This window comes from Paraglaciecola sp. L3A3, assembly GCF_009796765.1.
Lineage (GTDB): Bacteria > Pseudomonadota > Gammaproteobacteria > Enterobacterales > Alteromonadaceae > Paraglaciecola.
Genome location: NZ_CP047023.1, coordinates 1677890 through 1703035 on the forward strand (window position 1 = coordinate 1677890; position 25146 = coordinate 1703035).

22 protein-coding genes are annotated in these 25146 nt (G+C 39.0%); 15 read left to right on the top strand and 7 right to left on the bottom strand.

Features of this window, described 5'->3' with window-relative positions; genetic code table 11:
• The first annotated feature begins 8 nt into the window (after positions 1-8).
• From guaB to GQR87_RS07050, 5 genes are all read left to right on the top strand, one after another.
• Positions 9-1478 (top strand): IMP dehydrogenase, encoded by a 1470-nt coding sequence (gene guaB / locus GQR87_RS07030; RefSeq protein ID WP_158967871.1) that lies wholly within the window; start codon positions 9-11, stop codon positions 1476-1478.
• 88 nt (positions 1479-1566) lie between these two features.
• Positions 1567-3144, top strand: a complete 1578-nt coding sequence (guaA, locus tag GQR87_RS07035) for a glutamine-hydrolyzing GMP synthase (protein WP_158967873.1) — start codon at positions 1567-1569, stop codon at positions 3142-3144.
• Positions 3145-3187: 43 nt separating this feature from the next.
• Positions 3188-3649 (top strand): GNAT family N-acetyltransferase, encoded by a 462-nt coding sequence (locus GQR87_RS07040; RefSeq protein WP_158967875.1) that lies wholly within the window; start codon positions 3188-3190, stop codon positions 3647-3649.
• Positions 3650-3685: 36 nt separating this feature from the next.
• Positions 3686-4237, top strand: a complete 552-nt coding sequence (locus GQR87_RS07045; protein ID WP_158967877.1) for a YaeQ family protein — start codon at positions 3686-3688, stop codon at positions 4235-4237.
• Positions 4238-4350: 113 nt separating this feature from the next.
• Positions 4351-5478, top strand: coding sequence for a 1-acyl-sn-glycerol-3-phosphate acyltransferase (locus GQR87_RS07050; RefSeq protein ID WP_158967879.1), 1128 nt, complete (start codon positions 4351-4353; stop codon positions 5476-5478).
• Between the two features lie 150 nt (positions 5479-5628).
• Here the strand turns inward: GQR87_RS07050 and GQR87_RS07055 are convergent, their stop codons facing one another.
• Entirely contained in the window at positions 5629-5871 is a 243-nt protein-coding gene (locus GQR87_RS07055) for a hypothetical protein (RefSeq protein WP_158967881.1), read from the bottom strand.
• A gap of 210 nt (positions 5872-6081) precedes the next feature.
• Here GQR87_RS07055 and tadA point away from each other — a divergent pair, with 210 nt between their 5' ends.
• Positions 6082-6582, top strand: a complete 501-nt coding sequence (gene tadA / locus GQR87_RS07060) for a tRNA adenosine(34) deaminase TadA (protein WP_158967883.1) — start codon at positions 6082-6084, stop codon at positions 6580-6582.
• Here tadA and GQR87_RS22145 read toward each other — a convergent pair.
• Together GQR87_RS22145 and mltF are read right to left on the bottom strand one after the other, a co-directional pair.
• Positions 6579-6731 (bottom strand): hypothetical protein, encoded by a 153-nt coding sequence (locus GQR87_RS22145; protein ID WP_199271699.1) that lies wholly within the window; start codon positions 6729-6731, stop codon positions 6579-6581. The two genes, tadA and GQR87_RS22145, sit on opposite strands and share 4 nt — an antisense overlap.
• 142 nt (positions 6732-6873) lie before the next feature.
• A complete protein-coding gene (gene mltF / locus GQR87_RS07065) occupies positions 6874-8265 on the bottom strand; it encodes a membrane-bound lytic murein transglycosylase MltF (protein WP_370459621.1) in 1392 nt (463 codons plus the stop codon).
• A 296-nt stretch (positions 8266-8561) separates the two neighbouring features.
• Between mltF and purL the strand changes: the two genes are divergently transcribed.
• Positions 8562-12452, top strand: a complete 3891-nt coding sequence (gene purL / locus GQR87_RS07070; RefSeq protein ID WP_158967885.1) for a phosphoribosylformylglycinamidine synthase — start codon at positions 8562-8564, stop codon at positions 12450-12452.
• Between the two features lie 266 nt (positions 12453-12718).
• Positions 12719-12856: a hypothetical protein gene (locus GQR87_RS22150; protein WP_199271700.1), complete on the top strand. Its 138-nt coding sequence runs from the start codon at positions 12719-12721 to the stop codon at positions 12854-12856.
• 31 nt (positions 12857-12887) lie between these two features.
• On the opposite strand, the gene smrA is transcribed toward GQR87_RS22150, so the two are convergent.
• Positions 12888-13475, bottom strand: coding sequence for a DNA endonuclease SmrA (gene smrA, locus GQR87_RS07075; protein WP_158967887.1), 588 nt, complete (start codon positions 13473-13475; stop codon positions 12888-12890).
• Between the two features lie 117 nt (positions 13476-13592).
• Here smrA and GQR87_RS07080 point away from each other — a divergent pair, with 117 nt between their 5' ends.
• On the top strand, positions 13593-15503 hold the full coding sequence (locus tag GQR87_RS07080; protein ID WP_158967889.1) for a M1 family metallopeptidase: 1911 nt from the start codon (positions 13593-13595) through the stop codon (positions 15501-15503).
• Positions 15504-15579: 76 nt separating this feature from the next.
• Here the strand turns inward: GQR87_RS07080 and GQR87_RS07085 are convergent, their stop codons facing one another.
• Positions 15580-16890: a galactose oxidase gene (locus tag GQR87_RS07085; protein WP_158967891.1), complete on the bottom strand. Its 1311-nt coding sequence runs from the start codon at positions 16888-16890 to the stop codon at positions 15580-15582.
• A 242-nt stretch (positions 16891-17132) separates the two neighbouring features.
• Positions 17133-17327: a (2Fe-2S)-binding protein gene (locus GQR87_RS07090; RefSeq protein WP_158967893.1), complete on the bottom strand. Its 195-nt coding sequence runs from the start codon at positions 17325-17327 to the stop codon at positions 17133-17135.
• A 234-nt stretch (positions 17328-17561) separates the two neighbouring features.
• Here GQR87_RS07090 and GQR87_RS07095 point away from each other — a divergent pair, with 234 nt between their 5' ends.
• The gene (locus tag GQR87_RS07095; protein ID WP_158967894.1) at positions 17562-18167 is read left to right on the top strand and encodes a peroxiredoxin C; all 606 of its coding nucleotides are present in this window, start codon (positions 17562-17564) and stop codon (positions 18165-18167) included.
• 72 nt (positions 18168-18239) lie between these two features.
• Here GQR87_RS07095 and rnt read toward each other — a convergent pair whose 3' ends face one another.
• Positions 18240-18866, bottom strand: a complete 627-nt coding sequence (gene rnt / locus GQR87_RS07100; RefSeq protein WP_158967896.1) for a ribonuclease T — start codon at positions 18864-18866, stop codon at positions 18240-18242.
• A 214-nt stretch (positions 18867-19080) separates the two neighbouring features.
• Here rnt and GQR87_RS07105 point away from each other — a divergent pair, with 214 nt between their 5' ends.
• The 5 genes from GQR87_RS07105 (at position 19081) to GQR87_RS07125 (ending at position 25095) form a co-directional block, all read left to right on the top strand.
• On the top strand, positions 19081-19932 hold the full coding sequence (locus GQR87_RS07105) for an OmpA family protein (RefSeq protein ID WP_370459630.1): 852 nt from the start codon (positions 19081-19083) through the stop codon (positions 19930-19932).
• Positions 19933-20697: 765 nt separating this feature from the next.
• Complete coding sequence (locus tag GQR87_RS07110) at positions 20698-21114, top strand: UPF0158 family protein (RefSeq protein WP_158967901.1); 417 nt, start codon at positions 20698-20700, stop codon at positions 21112-21114.
• Between the two features lie 71 nt (positions 21115-21185).
• Positions 21186-21401 carry a TIGR02450 family Trp-rich protein gene (locus tag GQR87_RS07115; protein ID WP_158967903.1) on the top strand — a complete coding sequence of 72 codons (216 nt, stop codon included), beginning with the start codon at positions 21186-21188 and terminating at the stop codon, positions 21399-21401.
• Positions 21402-21526: 125 nt separating this feature from the next.
• A complete protein-coding gene (locus tag GQR87_RS07120; protein WP_158972908.1) occupies positions 21527-22732 on the top strand; it encodes an IS256 family transposase in 1206 nt (401 codons plus the stop codon).
• A 299-nt stretch (positions 22733-23031) separates the two neighbouring features.
• Positions 23032-25095, top strand: coding sequence for a right-handed parallel beta-helix repeat-containing protein (locus GQR87_RS07125; RefSeq protein ID WP_158967905.1), 2064 nt, complete (start codon positions 23032-23034; stop codon positions 25093-25095).
• Positions 25096-25146: the final 51 nt, after the last annotated feature.

Genomic DNA, 25146 nt, shown 5'->3' on the forward strand with positions numbered 1-25146 from the left:
GATATTGCATGTTAAGGATCGCTAAAGAAGCCCTTACGTTTGACGATGTATTGTTAGTGCCAGGACACTCAACTGTCCTCCCTCATACCGCAAGTCTAAAAACTAGACTTACCCGCGGAGTCGACCTAAATATCCCTCTTATATCAGCCGCTATGGACACTGTATCCGAAGCGCGCTTAGCTATTGCTTTAGCGCAAGAAGGCGGAATTGGTTTCATTCATAAAAACATGACCCCTGAACAACAGGCCGAACACGTGCGTATAGTTAAAAAATACGAAAGTGGTGTGGTGAAGGATCCTGTCACTGTATTGCCTAGTGCTACAGTAGGCGAGATTAATTCATTAAGTAAGAAGCATGGATTTTCAGGTTTTCCTGTGGTCGACGAAGATAATAATCTTGTAGGTATAGTGACAGGACGTGATTTACGTTTTGAAAATAGCCTAGAAAAACCTATTACTAGTGTGATGACGGTGAAGAGTGATCTAGTTACAGTGAAAGAAGGTGCGCCTTCTGATCAAGTGTTAACTTTAATGCATGAACATCGCATCGAAAAAATCTTAGTAGTAGATGACGCCTTTAAATTAACCGGCATGATCACAGTTAAAGATTTTCAAAAAGCTGAGAGTAAACCAAATGCTTGTAAAGATGAATTAGGTCGTTTGCGAGTCGGTGCTGCTGTTAGTGTTGGAGCAGGGACAGACGAACGGATTAAGGCTCTAGTTGAAGCTGGCGTTGATGTATTACTTATTGATACTTCTCATGGTCATTCTCAAGGTGTGATTGATCGAGTGAAAAAAGTTCGTGCGGATTATCCAGATGTACAGCTTATTGCGGGTAATGTGGCAACAGGTGAAGGGGCTAAAGCTTTAGCTGATGCTGGTGTTGATGCGGTTAAAGTAGGTATCGGCCCTGGTTCAATTTGTACTACTCGTATTGTTACAGGTTGTGGAGTTCCGCAAATTACGGCTATTTCAGATGCTGTTGATGCACTTGAAGGTACGGGGGTTCCTGTTATTGCTGATGGCGGAATTCGTTTCTCTGGTGATATAGCCAAAGCATTAGTCGCAGGAGCAAGTTCTGTGATGGTTGGTAGTATGTTAGCAGGTACAGAAGAAGCACCAGGCGAAGTTGAATTGTATCAAGGTCGTTATTATAAATCTTACCGTGGTATGGGTTCTCTAGGTGCTATGGATCAAAGTAATGGTTCATCTGACCGTTATTTCCAAGATAGTAAAAGTGCTGAAAAATTAGTGCCAGAAGGTATTGAAGGACGTGTGGCCTATAAAGGACCTATAGCTAATATTATCCATCAACAAATGGGCGGTTTACGTTCTGCTATGGGCTTGACAGGTTCTGCTACTATAGAAGAACTTCGTACTAAACCTCAATTTGTTAAGGTGACAGCTGCAGGTATGGGTGAGTCTCACGTACACGATGTGAGTATTACTAAAGAAGCACCTAATTACCGATTAGGCTAACTTTATTAGTAGTTTGGCCTGTCATTTTCATTTTATGGCTTAGGTTCTGCAACCTAAGCCCATTTTCCAAATTTATAAGAGTAACCAGATGAGCATAGATATTCATGACCAACGTATTTTGATCCTAGATTTTGGATCTCAATATACCCAATTGATCGCACGTCGAATTAGAGAAATTGGAGTGTATTGTGAATTATGGGCTTGGGATGTCAGCGAAGAACAGATCCGCGCCTTTAATCCTAACGGGATTATCTTATCTGGTGGCCCTGAATCTGTGCATGCAGATGATTCACCTAGAGCCCCACAGTATGTGTTTGATGCTGGCGTGCCCGTTTTAGGTATTTGTTATGGTATGCAAACCATGGCAGAGCAGTTAGGCGGAGCGGTACAAAGTTCTAACCTAAAAGAGTTTGGTTATGCACAAGTTGAAGTAACAGGTGAAATGGCCTTATTTGCTAATATAGAAGATCATGTCAGTGAAAATGGCAATGCATTATTAGATGTGTGGATGAGCCATGGCGACAAAGTGAGTGCTGCCCCTGCTGGTTTTAGAACCACTGCTAAAACAGACAGTTGTCCCTTTGCTGCTTTTGCTAATGATGAAAAGAAATTCTACGGCGTGCAATTCCATCCTGAAGTCACTCACACTCGTCAAGGTCAACGTATTTTGTCGCAATTTGTGTTGGATGTATGTGGTTGTAAAAAATTATGGACTCCGGCAGCTATTATTGAAGATGCCATTGCCAAAATGAAAAAACAAATAGGCAATGACCAAGTTATTTTGGGCTTGTCTGGTGGTGTTGATTCGTCTGTCGTCGCTATGTTGTTACACAGAGCAATTGGCAAAAACTTGACCTGTGTTTTTGTTGATAACGGTTTGTTACGTTTGAATGAAGGCCAGCAAGTGATGGATATGTTTGGCGATCATTTTGGTCTGAATATCCGTAAAATTGAAGCGGAAGCCAGATTTTTAGATGCCATGGCTGGAGAATCTGAGCCAGAAGCTAAACGTAAAATCATCGGCCGAGTATTTGTTGAAGTATTTGACGAAGAGTCTAAAAAATTAGTTGATGCTAAATGGTTGGCACAAGGCACTATTTATCCTGATGTAATCGAATCAGCTGCTTCAGCCACAGGTAAAGCACATGTGATTAAATCTCACCATAATGTTGGTGGTTTACCCGACGATATGGAAATGGGGTTAGTTGAGCCTTTACGTGAATTGTTTAAAGACGAAGTACGCAAGATAGGCTTAGAGTTAGGTTTACCTTACGATATGTTATACCGACACCCGTTCCCTGGACCAGGTCTAGGGGTACGTGTTTTAGGTGAAGTGAAAAAAGAATATTGCGATTTATTACGCAGAGCTGACGCAATTTTTATTGAAGAATTACATGCTGCAGATTTATACAATAAAGTCAGCCAAGCTTTTACTGTGTTTTTGCCAGTTAAATCTGTCGGTGTTATGGGGGATATGCGCAAATATGACTGGGTTGTCTCTTTACGTGCAGTCGAAACTATAGATTTTATGACGGCTCATTGGGCGCATTTACCTTATGATTTCTTAGGTAAAGTGTCGAATCGGATCATCAATGAAATAGATGGTATTTCCCGCGTGGTTTATGATATTTCAGGTAAGCCGCCTGCCACTATTGAGTGGGAATAACTATCTGTAGCTAAGAGTCTGTTGAGGAGGTCTGCATAACCTTATGAGTGATATTGTAATAAGAACTGCTGTGGAAGCAGATTTACCTTTACTAAAAGGATTTGAGCAAAAAATTATTGCTACTGAACGTCCGTTTAATGAATGTTTGAAGGCTGAAACTTTTTGTTATTATGATTTAGCTGCCTTAATGGATTCTGCATCTTCTACCGTTATGGTAGCAGAACTTGCAGGTGAGGTTATTGCTTCTGGTTATGGGCGAGTACGTGAATCAAAACGTCACTTAACTCATGACCAACATATTTATCTTGGCTGTATGTATGTAACTGAAGAACATAGAGGTAAGGGGATTAATCAGTTAGTGATTAGGTCCCTTATTAATTGGGGGAAGGAGCGAGGCTTCACTGATTTTTATCTAGAAGCTTATGCTCAAAATGAGGCCGCCACTCGCTCTTATAAAAAACTTGGCTTTGAGCCTTCTTTGGTTGAGTTAAAGTTATGCTTGTAATTTCTTACTATTTTTTTATTTAGGTGTACAAACTACATGGCTCTTAAGCCTACAATTTATAAATTTAAAATTTCTTTATCTGATCTAAATCATGATCACTTTGATAGCCTTAATCTAACCGTTGCCCAACACCCTTCTGAGACTCTTGCCCGTATGATGGCTAGAATCCTAGCCTTTTGTTTACATGCTTATCAAGATCAAGACAGTTTATTGGCCTTTACTAAGGGCTTAAGCTCAGTTGAAGAACCTGATATTTGGCTTAAAGGTCTAGATGATCAATTACATATGTGGATTGATTTAGGTGAACCTGCTTTTGAACGTATGAAAAAAGCCACTCGCTTAGCTAAGTCTACTTATGTATACAGTTTTAATTCAAAATCTGATGTGTGGTGGAAACAGTCACAGGCACAATTTTCAGCTTTAAAATTAACTGTGACTCAGTTTAATTGGGATGAAATCCAACAATTGACTAAATTAGTCAATCGTACGGTAGACTTATCAGTGACTTTGAGCGGAGAGTCAGCATTCGTAGCAGGCTCTGATGAGCAGGTTGAAATTAATTGGCAAGTGTTGCAGTCAATTAATTAACAAATTATTTACTTAATAAAACAGAGCCGACCTTTATGAAAGCGTTTGCCGAATTTGGTATTTGTCGGCACAATACTTAACTGTAATTTTACAAAGACTATTCGTTACCTTCAATGACAAGCAAGTTTGATTCTATTCGTCCCTATGATGACGCCGATTTACCCGTTGTTTTAAATAAACTTTTTAATAATAAGGAATTTATTGCGAGTTTAGTGGCATTTAAGTTTGCTGCGTGGCCGAAATTTTTTCGACCTGTATTAGCTTTTATTACTAGGCAGTACATATTAAAACAAATGGCAGGAGTGAAAACCTTAAGAGGGTTTTTACATTTAGTTGAGCCCTATATGGAAAGGATGATAAACACCACAACTGATTCGTTTACCGTCAGTGGTATTAATAATTTAGATTTATCTCAGGCTTGTTTGTTTATTAGCAATCATAGGGATATAGCCCTTGATCCTGCTTTTGTTAATTGGGCATTACACGTCAATGGTCAAGATACCGTGCGAATTGCGGTAGGCGATAACTTACTTAAAAAGGAGTGGGTTGCCGATCTGATTCGTTTAAACAAATGCTTCATTGTGAAACGCTCTGCTACCGATAGAAGAGAGAAATTAGCTGCTGCTAAATTGCTTAGTGAGTATATCGAATTTACTCTAAATAATGATCAACAACATATTTGGATTGCGCAAAAAGAAGGGCGTGCTAAAGACGGACATGATCAGACTAACCCTGCTATTATTTCTATGTTTACTCTGAATAAGCCAAAAACAGTAGAGTTTGCAGATTATCTCAAAACCTTACGTATTGTGCCTGTGTCAATCTCTTATGAATTCGACCCTTGTGATATTAGTAAAGCGAGAGAGTTACAGCAGCTTGAAGAAGAAGGTTGTTACAATAAACCAGATAACGAAGACGTACAAAGTATAGTGCGCGGCATTACTGGGCAAAAAGGACGAGTCCATCTGCATTTTGGTGAACAGCTGACTGGCGACTTTGACAATGCCAAACAAGTCGCTGAACACTTAGATCATGCAATACTTGATGGTTATAAAAGTTTTTCTACAGGGCCTATATCGGCAAAAATGTTAGACAGTAATCTGGCCATTACGATAGATGATGGCGAAGCTAAAATAGCCAAGGAATATCTAAATAGGCGCTTACAGAAACTCACAGAGCAAGAGCAGGTTAAGTTATTGTCTATGTATGCAGCATCTTATTTAAAACAACAGGCGTACTAGGTTTAGTAGGGAGCAAATTTGAGAGCTAGTGTTATTATCATCTAAGCTCTCGAAGGCAGAAAATCCAATTCGTATTGAATGATCTGATAAACATTTTTCATTGCTAAAAATACAAGTTGACCACAACCGAAGTTTAACCTTCAAACAACTTTAAGCTGCGTCATCTTTTTTTAAGTCGTTAAATTGACGGTGAAGATCATATTTTTCATCAGTGACAATTTTTTCGAGGGTTTCAACACGTTCTCTTAGTGCAATCACTTCTAATTCAAGTTGGCTAGCTTGGTTATCTTTTTCAATGTCCTTTTTGTTTTTCTTTTTTCCTTTGGGTCCGTTAACCAGTTCTACTATTGCCCAGCAAGATATAGCTACGATGGCGATTGCTGTCATATTCATATTTGTGTTCCTCTTTTTCTTGTCTCTAATTATAAAAAGTTTATGCTTATGTTTGATATTTATCAAATAGCAAATATCTTACCAAAATTTAAATGTCCTATTTATCAAGTAGATAGCCATATAAATAGACAGTGATTTGTTTCTGGGTTGGTTAAATTAACCAATTAAATGATGAAATTAACCAAGTTATCAAAAAAATAGTGAAAAATAGTGAATAAAGAACTCGATGAAAAGTGGATGCGCCATGCACTGTTATTGGCAAATAATGCAGAACAGCAGGGGGAAATTCCTGTAGGAGCTGTGTTGGTTAAAAACGACAAGATAATAGGTGAAGGTTGGAATCAGTCTATTACTACTCACGATCCGTCCGCTCATGCTGAGATGATGGCCATCCGCCAAGCAGGTTTAACTATTGAAAACTATCGTTTAGTAGATACAACTTTATACGTGACTTTAGAGCCTTGTTTTATGTGTGCAGGATTACTGGTACATAGCCGAATTACTCGTTTAGTATTTGGTGCAGCAGATGCAAAAACTGGATCCGCGGGGAGTGTGATGAATATAGTGGCAGATGATAAATTAAATCACCAAGTAGAAATTACAGGTGGTGTATTAGCACAAGAGTGCGGGAATCGATTATCGGAGTTTTTTAAGAGGCGTCGTACAGAGAAAAAGTGGTTAAAAAAACAGAAGAACGAGGCAGGACATTAACACGCCTGTGCAAGTTCTTCTATTAATTCCATACCTTGGTACTGTTGTCTACGAGAAATGACTCTCTGATGAACACGTTTTAAAAGTTGACGTCTGCGGCAGTTACTGCCTAACGTTTTTCGATTAGACATAGTATTTCGTTTTTTCATTTAAATCTCCTTTGTTTTGATAATAGACAAATGATGAATATAAAAAGTTTCATCAAGATCAAAAATAAAGTAGAAATATGACCAGAATGTGACAACAATTAAACTTATTGATTTATTTTTGTACTAAATTTGTTTTAAATACTTATTCTTTGGCTGTTAACTCTGCAGCTTGTAACTCTTCTGCTGGTAATTCTTCAATTGGCTCAAGGATAGGCTCTTCAAGCATTTCTGGTCGTTGTTCCTTTAACCAAACCAGGGTGTCGTAGTAACGACGAATATTATCTACATATGTGACTGCTTCATGCCCTCTGGCATAGCCGTAGCGAGTAGTTTTATAATATTTTTTCTGTCTCAATTGTAATAATCGAATTTTAACGTCTACCCACATGTCGGGATTTGCCCCTTGTCGATCAGTTAACACCCTAGCATCTTCTAGATGACCTAAACCAATATTGTAGGCCGCTAAGGCAAACCAGACACTATCTGGCGGTTGAATACGATCAGGTATCCGACTTAGAATATTGGCTAAGTAATCAGAGCCACCTCTAATACTTTGTTCAGGATCAAGTCGGGATTCAATGCCTAAATCTTTTGCGGTACCTAGGGTCAACATCATCATGCCTCTGACCCCAGTGACAGATTTGGCATGTGGTTTCCAGTGACTTTCTTGATAACTCATAGCAGCGAGTAATCGCCAGTCTAAATCACCTGCGTATTGTTCAAACCAAGCTTGGTATTTAGGCAATACATTATTCACCGCTTTAATGAATTCACGGGTGTCTACATAATTGAATTTTCTAACATGGCCAAAATATTTATCTTCAAGGGCCGCTAAAATGCCATTATTTTGAATGATACCAAAATATTCAATTAGTGCTGCAAGTAGGGAATCATCTTGTTCTTTATTCACAGCCCAAGCAATGTCTTGCTCTGGGCTGATGGAAAAGCCAATCGCCAATTCTGGATGTCGTCGACGCATTAAAGCCAAAACATTAGAATCGGCCACTGTGTAATCGAGTTCGTTATTTAATACTTGTTCAAGTAACTCTTCGACATCTTTATCATCTGTTTGTTGCCAGCTAAGTTGTGGAGTGGTTTGTTGTATACGTGTTAAAGATTCATTGTGGCTGCCACCTGCAATGACGACTAGTTCTCCTGCTAAATCTTCGGCTTTTCTGGGCCAGGTATTACCTTGCTTAAACACCAGCTTTTCACTGGCTTTTTGGTATGCAGGGCCAAATTTAAAGGACTGATAGCGTTCTGGGCTAACACTTATCCCCGCTGCGATTAGATCTAGGTGTTGGTTTTTTAACTGCGGAAACAGTTCGTTAAGATTGTAATAGGGAAATACTTCTAGTTTCACGCCTAAGTAATCGGCAAAACCATTGGCTAGTTCATATTCGAACCCTACTGGACCAGAGGCGCCATTATAGTAAGTGGTCACACCATAAGTCGTACCTACTTTTAGTACGCCTGAATCTAATACTTCTCCTAAGCTTGATGCTTGTTTTGTATCGTTACAACCACTAAGCAAAAATATGGAGAGCAGTAACCAAGTTTGCAGTCGGATAATGTGTGCCTCATCAATTTTGATTGCCCATTGTGACTAAAATCTATTAAATCATCCAGTTCTTTAAGCGTGTTATCACTATCCAGAATGGAAAGTTATGGATTGATATTGTTATTAGAACAAATAAAACTCATTTATATAAATATGTACGCTTATCAATTTGATCAAATTACCCTATAATTCGCCGCTAAAATCCCCCCGAATAATTGATTGGCTAAAATAATAAATTTTAACCAATTCTGCTACAAGGTGATGACATAATGTTAGTGCTTCGCGGTACGCCTGCTTTATCTGATTTTCGTGTAAATAAATGTCTTGCTCAGTTTGCTGATAATGGACTTCCTGTAACTGGCATTTATGCCGAATATGTTCACTTTGCAAAAGTGCTAAGTCCGTTGACGGATGAGCAAAGCCAAGTGTTATCTAAGCTGCTTACCTACGGGCCGTCGATCCAAGAACATCAGCCTCAAGGCTTATTATTATTGGTGACACCAAGACCTGGCACAATTTCGCCATGGTCTTCTAAATCTACTGATATTGCGCACAACTGTGGGTTAACGTCTGTACAACGTTTAGAACGTGGTATTGCCTATTATGTTCAAGCCGATGCATTAAGCTCAGAGCAATTATCTCAAGTGAAATCCTTGTTACACGACCGCATGACAGAAGTGGTGTTAGCTGAACTCAGTGAAGCTAATAGCTTATTTGTTCAAGGTGAACCTAGCCCCCTGACTTCGGTAAAAATGCTTGAAGAAGGCAAACAAGCTTTAGAACAAGCCAATATCCGTTTGGGCTTAGCACTTGCTGATGACGAAGTGGATTATTTATTTGAGAACTTTACACGTTTGGGACGTAATCCAAATGACGTAGAGTTGTATATGTTTGCTCAAGCCAACTCAGAACATTGTCGTCACAAAATCTTTAATGCAGATTGGACTATAGACGGCCAAGTACAACCTAAATCATTGTTCAAAATGATTAAAAACACCTTTGAACAATGTGGTGAAAATGTTCACTCAGCATACAAAGATAACGCGGCCGTTATGGAAGGCAGTTTTGCCGGACGTTTTTTCCCCACTGCTGATACCAATGAATATACCTATCACCATGAAGATATCGATATCTTAATGAAGGTTGAAACTCACAATCACCCAACTGCTATTGCGCCATTTTCAGGAGCTGCAACTGGGTCTGGTGGTGAGATACGTGACGAAGGGGCTACTGGTCGTGGTTCTAAACCCAAAGCTGGTTTAGTGGGATTTTCTGTTTCTAACTTGCGTATCCCTGGTTTTCAACAACCTTGGGAAACAGATTTTGGTAAACCTGCACGTATCGTTAGTGCTTATGACATCATGGTTGATGGTCCTTTAGGTGGCGCTGCATTTAACAATGAATTTGGTCGCCCTAGTATTCTTGGTTATTTCCGTACTTACGAACAAAAAGTTAATAGCTTTAATGGTGAAGAAGTTAGGGGATATCACAAACCTATTATGTTAGCCGGTGGTTTAGGTAACATTCGTAAACAACATATTCAAAAAGGTGAAATTACTGTCGGTGCAAAACTTATTGCCCTTGGTGGTCCGGCGATGAATATAGGTTTAGGTGGTGGTGCCGCATCTTCTATGGCATCCGGCCAATCTAACGAAGATTTAGATTTTGCTTCGGTACAACGAGGTAATCCAGAAATGGAACGTCGTTGCCAAGAAGTCATCGACAAATGTTGGCAGTTAGGCGATAACAACCCGATTCAATTTATTCATGATGTGGGCGCGGGTGGTTTATCTAACGCTTTTCCAGAACTCGTCAGCGATGCTGGTAGAGGTGGTCGTTTTGAATTACGTAAAGTGGCAAATGATGAGCCGGGTATGTCACCGCTTGAAGTGTGGTGTAACGAATCTCAAGAACGTTATGTGATGTCGGTTGCACCAGAAAACATGCCAGTATTCGAAGAAATTTGTCGTCGTGAAAGAGCTTTGTTTGCGGTTGTAGGTGAAGCGACAGCAGAAGAACACTTAACCCTAAGTGATAGTCATTTTGGCAATAATCCTATCGATATGCCATTAGATGTATTGTTAGGTAAAACCCCTAAAATGCATCGTGATGTTGAATCTAAACAGTTAGATACCTCTGCAGTCGATACCAGTGTGATGGATATAGCTGAAGCGGCAGAACGTATTTTAAGTTTGCCTACTGTGGCTGAAAAAACATTCTTGATTACTATAGGTGACCGCTCGGTGACGGGTATGGTTGCTCGTGATCAGATGGTTGGCCCATGGCAAGTCCCTGTTGCCGATGTTGCGGTTACCGCCAGTGCTTATGATACTTATCAAGGTGAAGCCATGGCTTTGGGGGAACGAACTCCTATTGCTTTGATTAACTATGCTGCGTCTGCTCGTATGGCGGTGGGTGAGTCACTAACCAATATCGCAGCCGCTGATATTGGCGATCTGAAACGTATTAATTTATCTGCAAACTGGATGTCGGCAGCCGGTCACCCGGGGGAAGATGCTGGTCTTTATGAAGCCGTTAAAGCTGTGGGAGAAGAGTTGTGTCCTGCCTTAGATATTACTATACCAGTGGGCAAAGATTCTATGTCGATGAAAACCACTTGGCAAGATGATGGTGTTGAAAAGTCGGTGACTTCACCGTTATCACTTGTAATTACTGCATTTGGTGCAGTGAAAGATATTCGTAAAACCTTGACTCCAGAATTAAATACTAAAGTGGCTAATACAGAATTGTTATTACTTGATTTAGGCCAAGGTCAAAACCGTTTAGGTGCCTCTTGTTTAGCTCAGGTGTATCAACAACTAGGTAACCAAGCTCCAGACGTCGATTCAGCTCCTTTGTTGAAAGGTTTCTTTTTAGCTATTCAGCAATTAGTGAATGAAAAAATATTATTGGCCTACCACGATCGTTCTGATGGTGGTTTATTCGCCACATTAGTAGAAATGGCATTTGCGGGGAAAACTGGTCTAGATATTAACCTTGATACACTAACCGGAGCGGCTATCGATTCGTTATACAACGAAGAGTTAGGGGCTGTGGTACAAATTGCGTCAAGTAACAAAGATAAAGTGTTAGCTATTTTGGCTGAGCATGGCTTGCAAGATATCGTGCATAAAATTGGTGGTTTAAATAGCACAGATCAGATTGTGTTTTCGCAAAATGGCCAAGTAGTGTTAGAAAATAGCCGAGTGTTTTATCGTCAAACTTGGGCACAAACTACTCGCCACATGCAGAAGTTAAGAGATAATCCTGATTGTGCCGAACAAGAACATCAAGCCAAAGCTGATGCTGCCGATCCTGGTTTACATGCTGCATTAACTTTTGATGTGACTGAAGACGTTGCTGCGCCTTATATTGCTAAAGGTGCTGCACCAAGAATGGCGATATTAAGAGAGCAGGGAGTTAACTCTCACGTTGAAATGGCTGCTGCCTTTGACCGCGCTGGTTTTAATGCTATCGATGTACATATGAGTGACATATTATCAGGTAAACAATCTTTAGAAGACTTTAAAGGTTTAGTGGCTTGTGGTGGTTTCTCTTACGGTGACGTTTTAGGTGCCGGTGAAGGTTGGGCGAAATCTATTTTGTTTAACAACCAAGCTCGTGACCAATTTGCAGAGTTCTTTGCCCGCAATGATTCATTTTCATTAGGGGTATGTAATGGTTGCCAAATGTTGTCTAACCTTAAATCTTTGATCCCTGGTGCTGAATTATGGCCACATTTTGTGACTAATCAATCTGAGCGTTTCGAAGCTCGTGTGGCTATGTTAGAAGTAAAAGAGTCTAAGTCTGTGTTCTTTAATGGTATGCAAGGCTCTCGTATGCCTATCGCTGTTTCTCATGGAGAAGGTCGCGCTGAGTTTACTTCTGAGCAAGGTGCTGTAAATGCCTTACAAAACACAGCAGTTGCTTTACAGTATGTAGATAACTACGGCAAAGTCACTCAACAATACCCGGCTAATCCGAATGGTTCACCTTTGGGGATCGCTGGTTTAACCAGTACTGATGGTCGTGCCACTATTATGATGCCGCACCCTGAAAGGGTATTCAGAACCGTTGCTAATTCATGGCATCCTGAAGATTGGCAAGAAGATGGTGCGTGGATGAGAATGTTTAGAAATGCTCGAGTTTATCTAGGCTAAGCTGTTAAATTTATCATTCGATTAATGAATAGGGCGTTATCTAAATAACGCCCTATTTTTATGTTAATTTACAAAAAATTCACATGTCAAGTGAGTTAATCAATGTTTTTAATGAATATATAATAAATCCCTTGTACATCAGCTAAATAGTGATTAATATATTTTCATTGTTGACAAGGACTGTTACGTCTGCATATAAGCCATTCACGGAAGATTAGACAATCTACTTAATTAACTTAATAAAAGTAAAATAATAAGAGACGCTAATGAATCGTTCAAGTAAAGGTTTTGGTTTAGCTGGAGTATTGGCTACCGTTATTTTTCTAATTGTTGCCGCTCTAATGAGTGCTTCCGCCACATCCTCCGACTTGCCTCAACAAACAACAAGCTCTAACAATCAGTAATATAGTTAGAGCATGTTAAGTACACTATTGTTTATCTCGACTGGTACAACTCTCTGTTATGAGATTTTTGCTGCTGATTTTTCTTAAGTAATACATACACAGCGCTATTGCCTCCGTGATTTAATAAAGCGGTATGATAAGCAATCACTTCTGGCATTTGTGTTAGCCATTTGTTGACATAACTTTTCAAGAATCCAGCAAATGGTTTACTGTGTAAACCTAAACCGTGTTTGATTAAAATACTTCTATCGCCTGTTTGGTGGCTATTTAATATGTGGGTGAATAAACGACTTCTGGCTTGCTCAAATTTTAAATTTTGTAAGTTAACTACGGAATCTATTTTGTACTTACCTAGGCGTAAGTTCTTAAACACGCCATCTTGGATCCCGTCTTGTTTAAAACTCAAATGGTCATAGGGGTCTACAGGTTCAACATTTTCAACACTGAGATAATTATTTATTCGTTGAAGATCGGCTTCGATAGCTTTTCTTTTCAGTTGTTTGGCTAAACTGTTACTGGTCTGAATAGTCTGTACTACATTAGTATTTTTAAGAGGCACGACATCTTTAAATTCATTAAAAAAGTCATCGAATTCGGTTGAAGAAAAATTACTTTTCATTGCTAGCTCCTAATCACTCTATGTTTATACTTATTTGATTTAGATTACCTTTGAATAGAAAGTGTGACTCCTTATATGGCACAATTTAAAAAGCTATTATCCTTACAGGAAATAAAAATGACAATAAAAACCCTATTTTCCAGTGTGTTAATTTTAATTTTAATTTTTAGTACTGCTTGTTCCAAAAATATTATTACCGAAGAAAATAAACCTTCTGTTGCAACCGAGCAACGGGTAATAAAAACTAACGTTGAACCAATCCAAGTAGGGGTTGATTATCATTCTTTTGCTAATCCTGATGTTTTTAGAGTGACACACTTAACCCTGGATTTAGAAGTAAACTTCACCGATAAAGTGTTACAAGGTACTGCAAAATTAGATTTTGCTAAAGTAGACAAACTAGGTACAGAACTAGTACTTGATACTCGAGATCTTAGTATTAAAAAAATCACTGCTAATGGGCAGACTCTAGATTATAAATTGACCCCACAAGACTCTTTTTTAGGAGCCGCTTTAAGCATAAACATACCAAATGAAGTCAATAGTGTAACCATTGAATATCATACTTCGCCACTAGCTTCGGGAATACAGTGGTTAACACCTGCGCAAACAGCAGGTAAAAAGCAGCCATTTTTGTTTACTCAAGCACAAGCTATTCATGCCCGTAGTTTTATCCCTTTACAGGATTCTCCACAAGTAAGAATGACCTATGAGGCGATCATACGTACTCCAAAAGACTTGATAGCTGTAATGAGTGCATCTAATGAGCCTGATCCAGAACGTGATGGTATTTATGAATTTTCTATGCCACAACCTATCCCATCTTATTTAATCGCTTTAGCTGTGGGAGATTTACATTTTAAAGCTATGGGGCAACGAACTGGGGTATATGCTGAAAAAGGAATTTTACAAGCTGCGGCTCAAGAGTTTGAAGATACCGAATCTATGCTCATTGCTACTGAGGAAAAGTTTGGCCCTTATAGTTGGGATCGTTATGACCTATTAATATTACCGCCGTCATTTCCTTTTGGCGGTATGGAAAATCCTCGTTTATCTTTTATTACGCCCACAGTGATTGCCGGTGATAAGAGTTTAGTGTCGTTAATCGCCCATGAGTTAGCCCACTCTTGGTCGGGTAATACAGTGACCAATGCCACTTGGCGCGATTTATGGTTGAACGAAGGGTTTACCACCTATTTAACTTATCGCATTATGCAAATGGTCTACGGCGATAATCGTTATGCGATGGAATCTGTCTTGGGACGACAAGATCTACAAAACGATCTAGATAATCTAGCTGCTGAAGATCAAATTTTAGCGATTGATTTAAGGGGCAGGGATCCTGATGAGGTGTTCAGTAGTATTCCTTACGAGAAGGGGGCGTTGTTTTTACAAGAGCTAGAGCAAAAAGTAGGGCGAGATAATTTCGATCGGTTTTTATTAAGTTATTTTAACGAGTTTGCTTTTCAAAGTATTAGTAGCGACGAATTTGTCGAATATTTAGAGAAAACCTTACTTAAAGACTATTCTGACAAATTGTCGCTATCCCGTATCAATGAGTGGATTTTTCAATCAGGTATTCCAAATAATGCTCCTGTACCACAATCAACTGCTTTTACTGAAATAGACAAGGTAAGAGCTGATTGGTTAGTAGGTAAAATAAAAGCTAGTGAAATAGATAGTCAAGATTGGGTAGTACATCAATGGTTATACTTTTTAAATAATATGCCAGAAAAGTTAAGCCAACAGCAGTTAACTGAGTTAGATCTGGCTTTTAAATTAACCCAAAGTCATAATAATGAAATTGCTCATAGCTGGTTATTAATGAGTGTCAAAAATTGGTATCAACCAGCATTCCAACGGCTACATAATTATTTAACCACTATTGGTCGAAATAAACTGGTTAAACCTTTGTATAAAGCTTTGTCTGAAACGGTAGAAGGTAAAATGGCGAGAAAAGCGTTTGCCCAAGCAAAAGACAGTTATCACCCTCTTACGGTAAAAGCGAATGAGGACTTTGTTGAGTAATTGGAACCTAATTTGCAAAAAAATCCGATGACCAGAGGTCATCGGATTTTAATATTCACAGCACCGACAGGCTAAACTAATGACTACTGAGCATACTGCTTATCTTTTTGTCCCCATTGTAGGTAATGCTTATTTGTGCTGTATCTCCAGCGTTTGTCCCTGTATGTTCGATAATTACTGGTAAGCTGCCGTTAATATCCACTAACTTAAAATCTAGATCACTTTTAATTTTGAATTTATCACTATCTTTACCACTAATAGTGACGCTGCTAATAAAGCTGGCGGTATTTCCAGCTGAATTCTGTATAACTATTTTTTGGTTAGCGCCAGCAGTTATGGATATGCTGACTGGAATATTAAGAGTTGATGAAACTAACTTTTCGCCAGCAGGGGAATCTTGGTTAAATACTTCCATGTTTTTTTGACTGCCACCACCACGTATTGGTGAGCCCCCAGCAATATAAATACCTTTTCCAGAGACAATGGTTTGGGTTCCATGTCTGGGGTAATGCATATCAGGTTTGCGAGACCAAGTATGATTAATGGTATTGTAAGCCTCGACGCGTTTGTATGCGGGTCCTGATTTTTCTCCTTCGCCACCCATCACTAATAGTTCGTTATTAAAAACGGCAATACCGGGTGCAGCCCTTGGTGTGGGTAAATCAGCAGCTAATGAAGACCAAGTTTTCGTATCAAAATTGTATGTATTTACTTTTTTTACAAGCGGTGTGAATACTCCGCCTTGTCCGCCCGACAACCGGCCACCGGCAGCGTATAATTTATTGTCTATTACTGCCGCAAAAAAATGGTCTCTTGCGTTAGGAGCGTTTTCAAGCACTGTCCATGTATTGTTTGTTGGGTCATATTCATCGAACCAATTAACATATCCACCGTTGTGTCCTATGGTATTACCGCCAACAAGATAAAATTTATCTTTATAGACCACTAGGCCTGCGCCACCTCTTCGACGATTTTCTGGTATTTCTGGTCCTTGTATCCATTTTTGACTAGGTGGGTGATAGAGCCAAATATTGTCTTCAGGTATCTCTTTAGGAAAACTATTGGTTTTAAATGAACCAATTACCCAAATAAAACCTTTATAAGTGGTTGCTTGAAAATGGTTAAACTCTTTTGGAGCCAAGCCCCCTGTACTCCAACTATCGGTTTTATAATCGTAGACATCTAGTTTTTTAGCTGATTCTCTGCCACCAAACATAATAAATTTTTCACCAGCTTGTACAAATGAACATTCATGGCGCGGTGTATAATTCTCGTTTTCGTTTTTATCAATCCATTGTTCAGTGGTTTCTGCACAACTCAACGACGACATTACACAAAGGGAAATAACAAAGGTATTTTTAAGGGAAAGATTTATTATATTTTTCATTGGCCTCTACAAATTATATGACAAAATAATTTTCACATTAAGTGATATAGTAAATGCTTGTCAATATAACTTAGTGCATCAGACTAAAGAACCTGTTTCCCAGCCAGTCTGCCCTGACTATATGCACATTTAATCACTATTTTATGTAGGATTCATTGAATAGAATAACGATAGATATTTTTATTAGGCAATAAAAAAACGCCGGTTCAATGAACCGGCGTTTTAGTCAAAAATTTACTTGATTAACAGACTTCTTTAAATAAAGATTCGTCATATATTGTGGTGTCGATAATAGTTTGTGCTAGTTGTACACATTTTCCACATTGAGAGCCTACACCTAGTTTACTTTTAAGTTCACGCATATTACCCACACCGTCTTCTAAAACAGTCTGTTTAATCATTTTATCTGTGATGCCGTGGCATAAGCAAACGTACATAAATAACCCTAGTAATCTTGATGTAAATAAGAATAATTGTTATTCACATGAAGATCAAGTGTTTGATCGTATTATTAGTGTACATATAAAAAAATTAATCAAAATATTTGGACCTGAAGCATTGTTTTTTGCTTATCTGTACTTATATGTCTAAATTGATGTTTAATAAATTAATCCCGTTGCAGGGGATGTATCTTCCCTTGCTATTTTAATCATAACGAGTCGGAGAAGTTCATGAGTGTATTAGTTAGTCGTCCAGCACCAGATTTTACTGCTGCAGCAGTACTAGGAAGTGGTGAAATTGTAGATAGTTTTACTCTAAGCGAAGCCATTAAAGGTAAAGCAGCAGTATTGTTTTTCTACCCACTTGATTTCACATTTGTATGTCCTTCAGAGTTAATCGCATTTGATAAGCGTTATGCTGAATTTCAAAAACGTGGTGTAGAAGTTATTGGTGTTTCTATCGATTCTCAATTTAGCCATAACGCATGGCGTAACACTGCCATCAATGATGGTGGTATTGGCCCAGTTAAGTACACATTAGTGGCTGACGTTAAACACGATATTTGCCAAGCATATGATGTTGAACATCCTGACGCAGGTGTGGCTTTCCGTGGTTCTTTCTTAATTGATGCTAACGGTATCGTTCGTCACCAAGTAGTGAATGATTTACCTCTAGGTCGTAATATTGATGAAATGTTACGTATGGTAGATGCATTAAACTTCCATGAAGAGCACGGTGAAGTTTGTCCTGCTGGTTGGCAAGAAGGTTCTAAAGGTATGGACGCTAGCCCTGCAGGCGTAGCGAGCTACCTAGCGGAGAATGCTGACAAACTATAATTGTCAGATATCATAAACAAAAAAACCGCAAAGTAATTTGCGGTTTTTTTATATCTGTTTTTGACTAAAAAATTAATTATGTGCGTCTAGTCCACCGAAACTTTGCCATTTGTTCAAAATATAACAAAATAACTCAGCGGTTTTTTCTGTGTCATATAAAGCTGAGTGTGCTTCATTTTGATCAAACGCTATGCCAGCTGCCATACAAGCTTTAACTAATACAGTTTGCCCTAAAGCCAAACCAGATAAGGTAGTGGTATCAAAAGAAACAAATGGGTGGAAAGGGCTACGCTTGATATGACTACGTTCAATAGCTGCGTTGACAAATCCTTGATCAAACGCCGCATTATGGGCCACTATCACTGAACGTTGGCAATCTGCTTCTTTTTGTTCTTTACGTATTTTTTTACATAAATCTTTCATTACCTCAGTTTCATCTAAAGCACCACGTAGAGCACAATATGGATCAATACCATTAAAATCTAAAGCTGATTTTTCTAGATTTGCACCTTCAAACGGAACAACATGGTAATGAAAGGTTTTATCTGGGTAAAAGAAACCATTGTCATCCATTTTAGTGGTAACGGCGGCAATCTCTAACAATGCGTCTGTTTTTGCATTAAACCCTGCGGTTTCAACATCAATAACAACAGGGAAGTACCCTCTGAAACGATTTTTTAATTTAAATGATTCGGACATGTAAACCTAACAACTATTCAATTACCGTGATTATCGCAAGGTTCTATTTCAGTAGCTAGGGTAAATGTTATCTTGTTACTTGTTTCATCGACAGATATTGCAAATAATACTGCAATAAATACTTATCAAAGGTTAAGATAATTCAAGCTGTTGTCGATAAAGACAAAGAAGCGGGGGCTACTTTTTTATGATTAAGTGTATTTTAAGATATTTCATGTGTGTTGCTTTGCTAGCAATGTCATTCGTCAGTGCGGCTGCACTACGACAATATGCCGCAAAAGTAGAAGACTCCAGTTGGCAACTTAAAGATAAAAATCGCTTACAGTGTACGCTTAGCCATGATTTGCCAGGATACGGTGAAGCCATGTTTAGCAGTTTTGCATCTAAGCAACTTAACATGGAATTTGAATTAGACATGTTACGTTTGCCTAAGTCTTATGGGGTAGCGGCTGTTTATGCGGTACCACCAAAATGGATGCCTGGGCAAATGCAGCGAACCATTGCCGATATGACTATTCGTAAACAATACAATGGTGATCTGCCTGAACAAGCTGCTTGGACCATGTTGTCTGAATTAGAAAAAGGTTTCTGGCCAACTATTTATTATCAAGATTGGTACAATAAATACGATAGAGTATCAGTAGGGTTAAACGCCAGTAACTTTGCTGTCCCTTATCAAGCATTTGCAGAATGCGTATCTAACTTATTGCCTTACAGCTTTCAAGATATTGCCTACACCACCTTAACCTATCAGTTTAATAATACGGTGTTGACTAAATACTCACAAAAACGTTTAGCCATGATTGGTGAATATTTAAAAGAAGATACCGATTTAGAATTAGTCTTGTTGGACGGTTATACCGATAGTTACGGTAACAGGTCGGTGAATAAAGAAGTGTCAATTCGCCGCGCTGTAGAAATTAAAGATTTTTTCCGCTCCATGGGAGTTGCCCCTGAACGTATCGCTGTTACAGGCCACGGTGAGAGACGGCATATTTCACCAAATACCAATGATACCTCACGGGCAATGAACCGTAGGGTAGTGATTAGGATGTCTAAACCTTAGGCTGAAGGTAGTAGCTTTTTATATGCTATGCGCGGGTAATTCAAAAGCATGTGCTTCGCACATAAGTCATGGCTGCGCCACTAAAGCAGAATAAAGCAGAGTAGGGCAGGCTTAGCAGCGTGAAGCAGTAGGTAGAAGCTAGTAAATAGATCGAAGTAAAATATATCACTTAAATTTGTCGCTACAGTGTTAAATTATCTCTCCTTGTTGTCTTCCCTAGCGTCATCCGCTGTTTCCTATTAAGAATTGTTATGATGGCTGTCCAGATAAGACTTAAAAAGAATGGATTCCTGCTAACGACATGTAGGAATGGCTAATTTTTAAGTTAGCAGTAGACTTACCCCTCATACAGATCCGCCATTTATTTCAAATACAAATTCCATTAGCATGAACAATTTTAATAAATATATGGGCAGGGTCTTATACCAATCCACATTGATAATTGATCTCTCAGAATGCATCCAGCGGTTTTTGAACAAGGCGTCGGTGTGCAGGAATGGTTGTTCCCTTTCAAATACCGAGAACGCAGGGCAAAAGCCGCTGGGGCATTCCTTTCAGGCGAGTTTTAAATGCGCTTACTCTGTGTTGCTCGAACTCAAAAGAGGCCCACTATTCATTCGTTCAAGCGTCTTGATTAAGCGCATTTAAACTCTCGCTGAGTGGGCACTTATCAATACGGATTGGTATTATGTCTAACAAGGTGATTATTCTACACACACATAGTGCCGTTTAATTACTAACTAGCTATTTGATTAGAGGATATTTATGCCAGTGAAGTTAAAAGATATTGAGTGGGCAATTGAATTCGTGTCTTCTGGATTAGGCGATAATGAGGCGTACATCAGTTTAGATACTGGTGAAATATATTATATTGATGATGCAATGGAAGAACCGATACCAGATGATCTCTATACCAGTAATAGATATCTAATGTTTCCTAGCAAACAAGAGCTAGACTTAGGAAAACGTTTGGCTCTTAGTTTTATTGCCGAGGAGACCCCTGAAAAACTAGAGCTCGGCTACGATATTTTTAGTCGCCGGGGCGCATATGCAAAATTCAAGACCCTTTTAGAATCAACGGGTAAGCTAGAAAGTTGGTACGCATACGAAGAAGCTGCGTTAAAGCGTGCCGCAATGCAATGGTGTCAAGATAATGATGTCGAATTTGACACCGACATATAACCGGCTAGCCGGTGATTTAATTTAAAATGATCGTAGTCGTTTTTATTAGTTAATTTATCAAAAGGTCTGCCATGAATAATATTAATCCGAAAAAGTTGCTCAATAGTAAATGGACTGCGGTGGAGCCTTTGAACAAAGAGAAGCACTTTTTAGTGTCTGACATTGAGTTTGATGAAGAGGGAATTGTTGTTTTATGTTCTATCGAGGCTATTATGTCAAAACTCTGTATTTTGATAGATTGGCGTGATTTAAAAGATGAAACTAAATGGATTTTTGGCTGGAAATAAGTATAAAAGAATGGATTCCTACTAACGACATGCAAGAATGACGACTTTTTAAGAGCCTGTAACATACTTTGTGTAACTGCCTATCATAATTTACTCTAAGCAGAGTTTAAGGATAGGCAATGAAAATGAATAAAGAATTAGAAGCGTTTGCTAAAGAAGCAGCGAAAGGTATTAAAACCCCTCAAGATTTAAATGAGTTTAGTCAGATGCTCAAAAAAATCACGGTCGAAGCAGCATTGAATGCGGAGATGGATGAGCATTTAGGCTATGGCAAACATGAAAAATCAGCTGTCAGCAATAGCCGTAATGGTAAAACTAGTAAGCGCATAAAGACCGAGGACGGTGAGTTTGAGCTTGATACTCCTCGTGATAGAGATGGCTCTTTTGCGCCTCAGCTTGTCAAAAAACAACAAACTCGTTTTACCTCAATGGATGAAAAAATCCTATGGTTATACGCTAAAGGCATGAGTACCCGTGAAATTGTCGAAGCATTTGATGAATGGTACGGTGCAGAAATATCTCCCACCTTGGTATCAAGAGTCGCCAATGCCGTCATTGACGAAATCACTGAATGGCAGGCTCGGCCACTGGATACCGTTTATCCAATCGTTTATATGGACTGCATTGTCATTAAAGTACGCCAAGATAATAGGGTGATGAATAAATCTATCTTCTTAGCCTTGGGTATCAATCTAGACGGGCACAAAACCTTGTTGGGCATGTGGATAGCTGAGAACGAGGGAGCCAAGTTCTGGTTAAACGTCCTCACGGAATTACAAACCCGTGGAGTAAAAGATATCTTTATCGCTTGTGTCGATGGCCTAAAAGGCTTTCCAGAGGCCATAAATGCAGTGTTCCCTCAAACACAGGTTCAGCTCTGTATCGTACATATGGTGCGTAATTCGTTAAGGTTTGTGCCTTGGAAAGATTACAAAATCGTGACCACTGAACTGAAAAAGGTTTACCAAGCCAACACTGAGGATGAAGCCTTACTTGAGCTGCAGCGTTTTGGCGAAACCTGGGATGACAAATATCCACAAATCAGCAAGTCGTGGCATGCTAATTGGCACAATCTCAATACAATATTTAAGTACCCTAGCGATATACGTAAAGTAATTTACACCACTAATGCAATCGAATCACTTAACAGCGTCATTCGAAAAGCGTTGAAGAAGCGGAAAGTATTTCCCAATGATGATTCAGCTAAGAAAATGGTGTACCTGGCTATTATGGATGCATCTAAAAAATGGACCATGCCGATCCAAAACTGGCGTCAGGCAATGATCCGATTTATGATTGAGTTCGAGTCTAGACTCGAAGGACATATTTAACTAATGGCAGTTACACAGAATCTGTTACATCCTCCTTTTTAAGTTAGGTATTATTAGTTTTTTCTCTGTGGTGAATAGCTTTTCGCTTTTTCTGTAATCTTTTTCTCGTTGCTCGTATCTTCTAATCACTACTTTTTCTGCTTCAGGCTGCCACATTCTGCTTAGTCTGCAATACTCTGTATTTTATATTTAATCATCAGGTCTTATATATAACTTAAATTAGCCTCACGGATGTATACAATTAACAATAAATGCGAAATAATGTAACAAATATCTAAAAAGAACATAGGTGTGTATTAATGTTTAAAATCAAAAGAATCCAAGGTCAGTTATTTTGTGGATTGCTTTTTTCTTCACTTGCGCTGTCTTTATCAGTAAATGCCAAAACACTTTATGTGGCGACTGATGGTGATGATAGTAATGATGGGCAAATGGCATCGCCGCTTGCCACGTTTTCTCAGGCTAATAGCTTATTAGAAGCGGGAGATACGTTAATTATAAAAGCTGGGGTGTATCGTCAAACATTACAAGTGAGTAAAAGTGGTAATGAACAATCACCCATATTAATTAAAGCTGAAGATAACGCAGAAGTGATTATTCGTGGTACAGAGCCTGTGAGTGGTTGGTCTGTGTATCAAGGTAATATCTATCAAGCCAATGTGAATAGTGAAATAGAAGAAGCCTTTCGCCAGCTGTATCATAAAGATGAAATTATGGATATTGCTCGCTGGCCGAATAATACAGATGGCGATTTATATACCATTGATGCCGCTCCGTTATCAGGCAAAGGTACTGTATCAAGTGTCAATGCCGACAATATTCCAGACTCTGATTTAACTGGCGGTTACATTTGGTATTTAGGTGCTCACTCTGGTGCCAGTTGGACTCGTCAAATTTCAAGCTCTACTACGGACTCGGTTTCGTTTACTGCTATAGACGATACTAAATGGCCTTTTAATCCACATGCTCCTACTATTCAACGTCACGATAACTTTGGACGCTTTTTTGTATTTGGAAAATTAGCCTTACTCGATCATAAAAACGAATGGTTTTATGATGCAGAACAACAAATTATCTATTTGCAAACAGCAGATGGCCAAGCGCCAGCAGACAACGAAGTGGAAATTGCTAGCAGGCAAAACGCCGTCATATTAGATGGCCAATATATTTCCATTGAAGGCTTAGAAATATTCGGGGCCAATGTCCGAGTTAATGGTAATAACAACACGATTAAAAATAATAAGATATACCATGGCCTAGAACGTATGGATGATTTAACTAATTCATCTGCACAAGTTGGTGATGGTTCAATCAACGTATTAGGTACCCATACGACAATTACAGATAACGTGATTGAACATGGATCATTGAATGGTATTTTTGTCGCAGGTTGGTCTGGTCGTGGTCAATATGTGCATATTGAAAACAATACCATTCAGTATTTTGATACTTTGGGAATTCATGCTAGTCCTCTTAGAGTCAATGCCAATGATGCCACTATATTACGTAATACAGTGGCTTACACTGGTAGAGATGGAGTGTTTTTACCTAGTCAGAATAGTGAACTAGGATATAACGACGTGTCTCGCGTAGGGCTGATTAATAATGATGGCGGTGTATTTTATACCGTAGGCAATGATGACAACAAAAATACCCGTATTCATCACAACTGGTTTCATGATTCGGTCGGTCCTAGTTATGCCGATGGCCGTACCGCTGGTATATATTTAGATAACAACAGTAAAGGTTACCAAGTTGATCATAATGTGGTGTGGAATGTCACTTGGGCGGGAGTTCAATTAAATTGGGCTAACTGGAACAATAATATTTATCACAATACTATTATCAATGCTGGTCAAGCAATGGGCGAATGGGTAAATGGCTATACACGTCAAGATAATCGTGTATGGAATAACTACACCAACGTGGGGGATTGGCTAGTTGATCCGGCATATGATCTCGACAGCAACTTAATTGAAACTGAACAAGCCCAACTCATTGATCCTGAGCAATTGGATTTTATGCCTCTTGATACCTCACTATTAATCGATCAAGGGCGCACAATTGATGACTTTGAAAAACCGTTCGCAGGGCCTTCTCCCGATATTGGAGCCTATGAATTAGGTGGTGTTAAATGGACTGCCGGTGTGAATGCTATTTTAGATGATTGTACAGAATGTCAAAGTAACCCTGATGCAGATCCTGTAGTCGAACCTGCTCCAGAGCCTACGACACCAGAACCCACAACACCAGAACCCACAACACCAAGCACTGATAATTCATCTGGTGGTGGTAGTTTTGGTTTTAGTTTAATCGGTTTAGCCTTGTGCCGCTTATTTTGGACACGCAGAAAATCTTGCTAAAAAAGAGTTAACTTTAAATAAAACAGGCGACCAATAGTTCGCCTGTTGTTT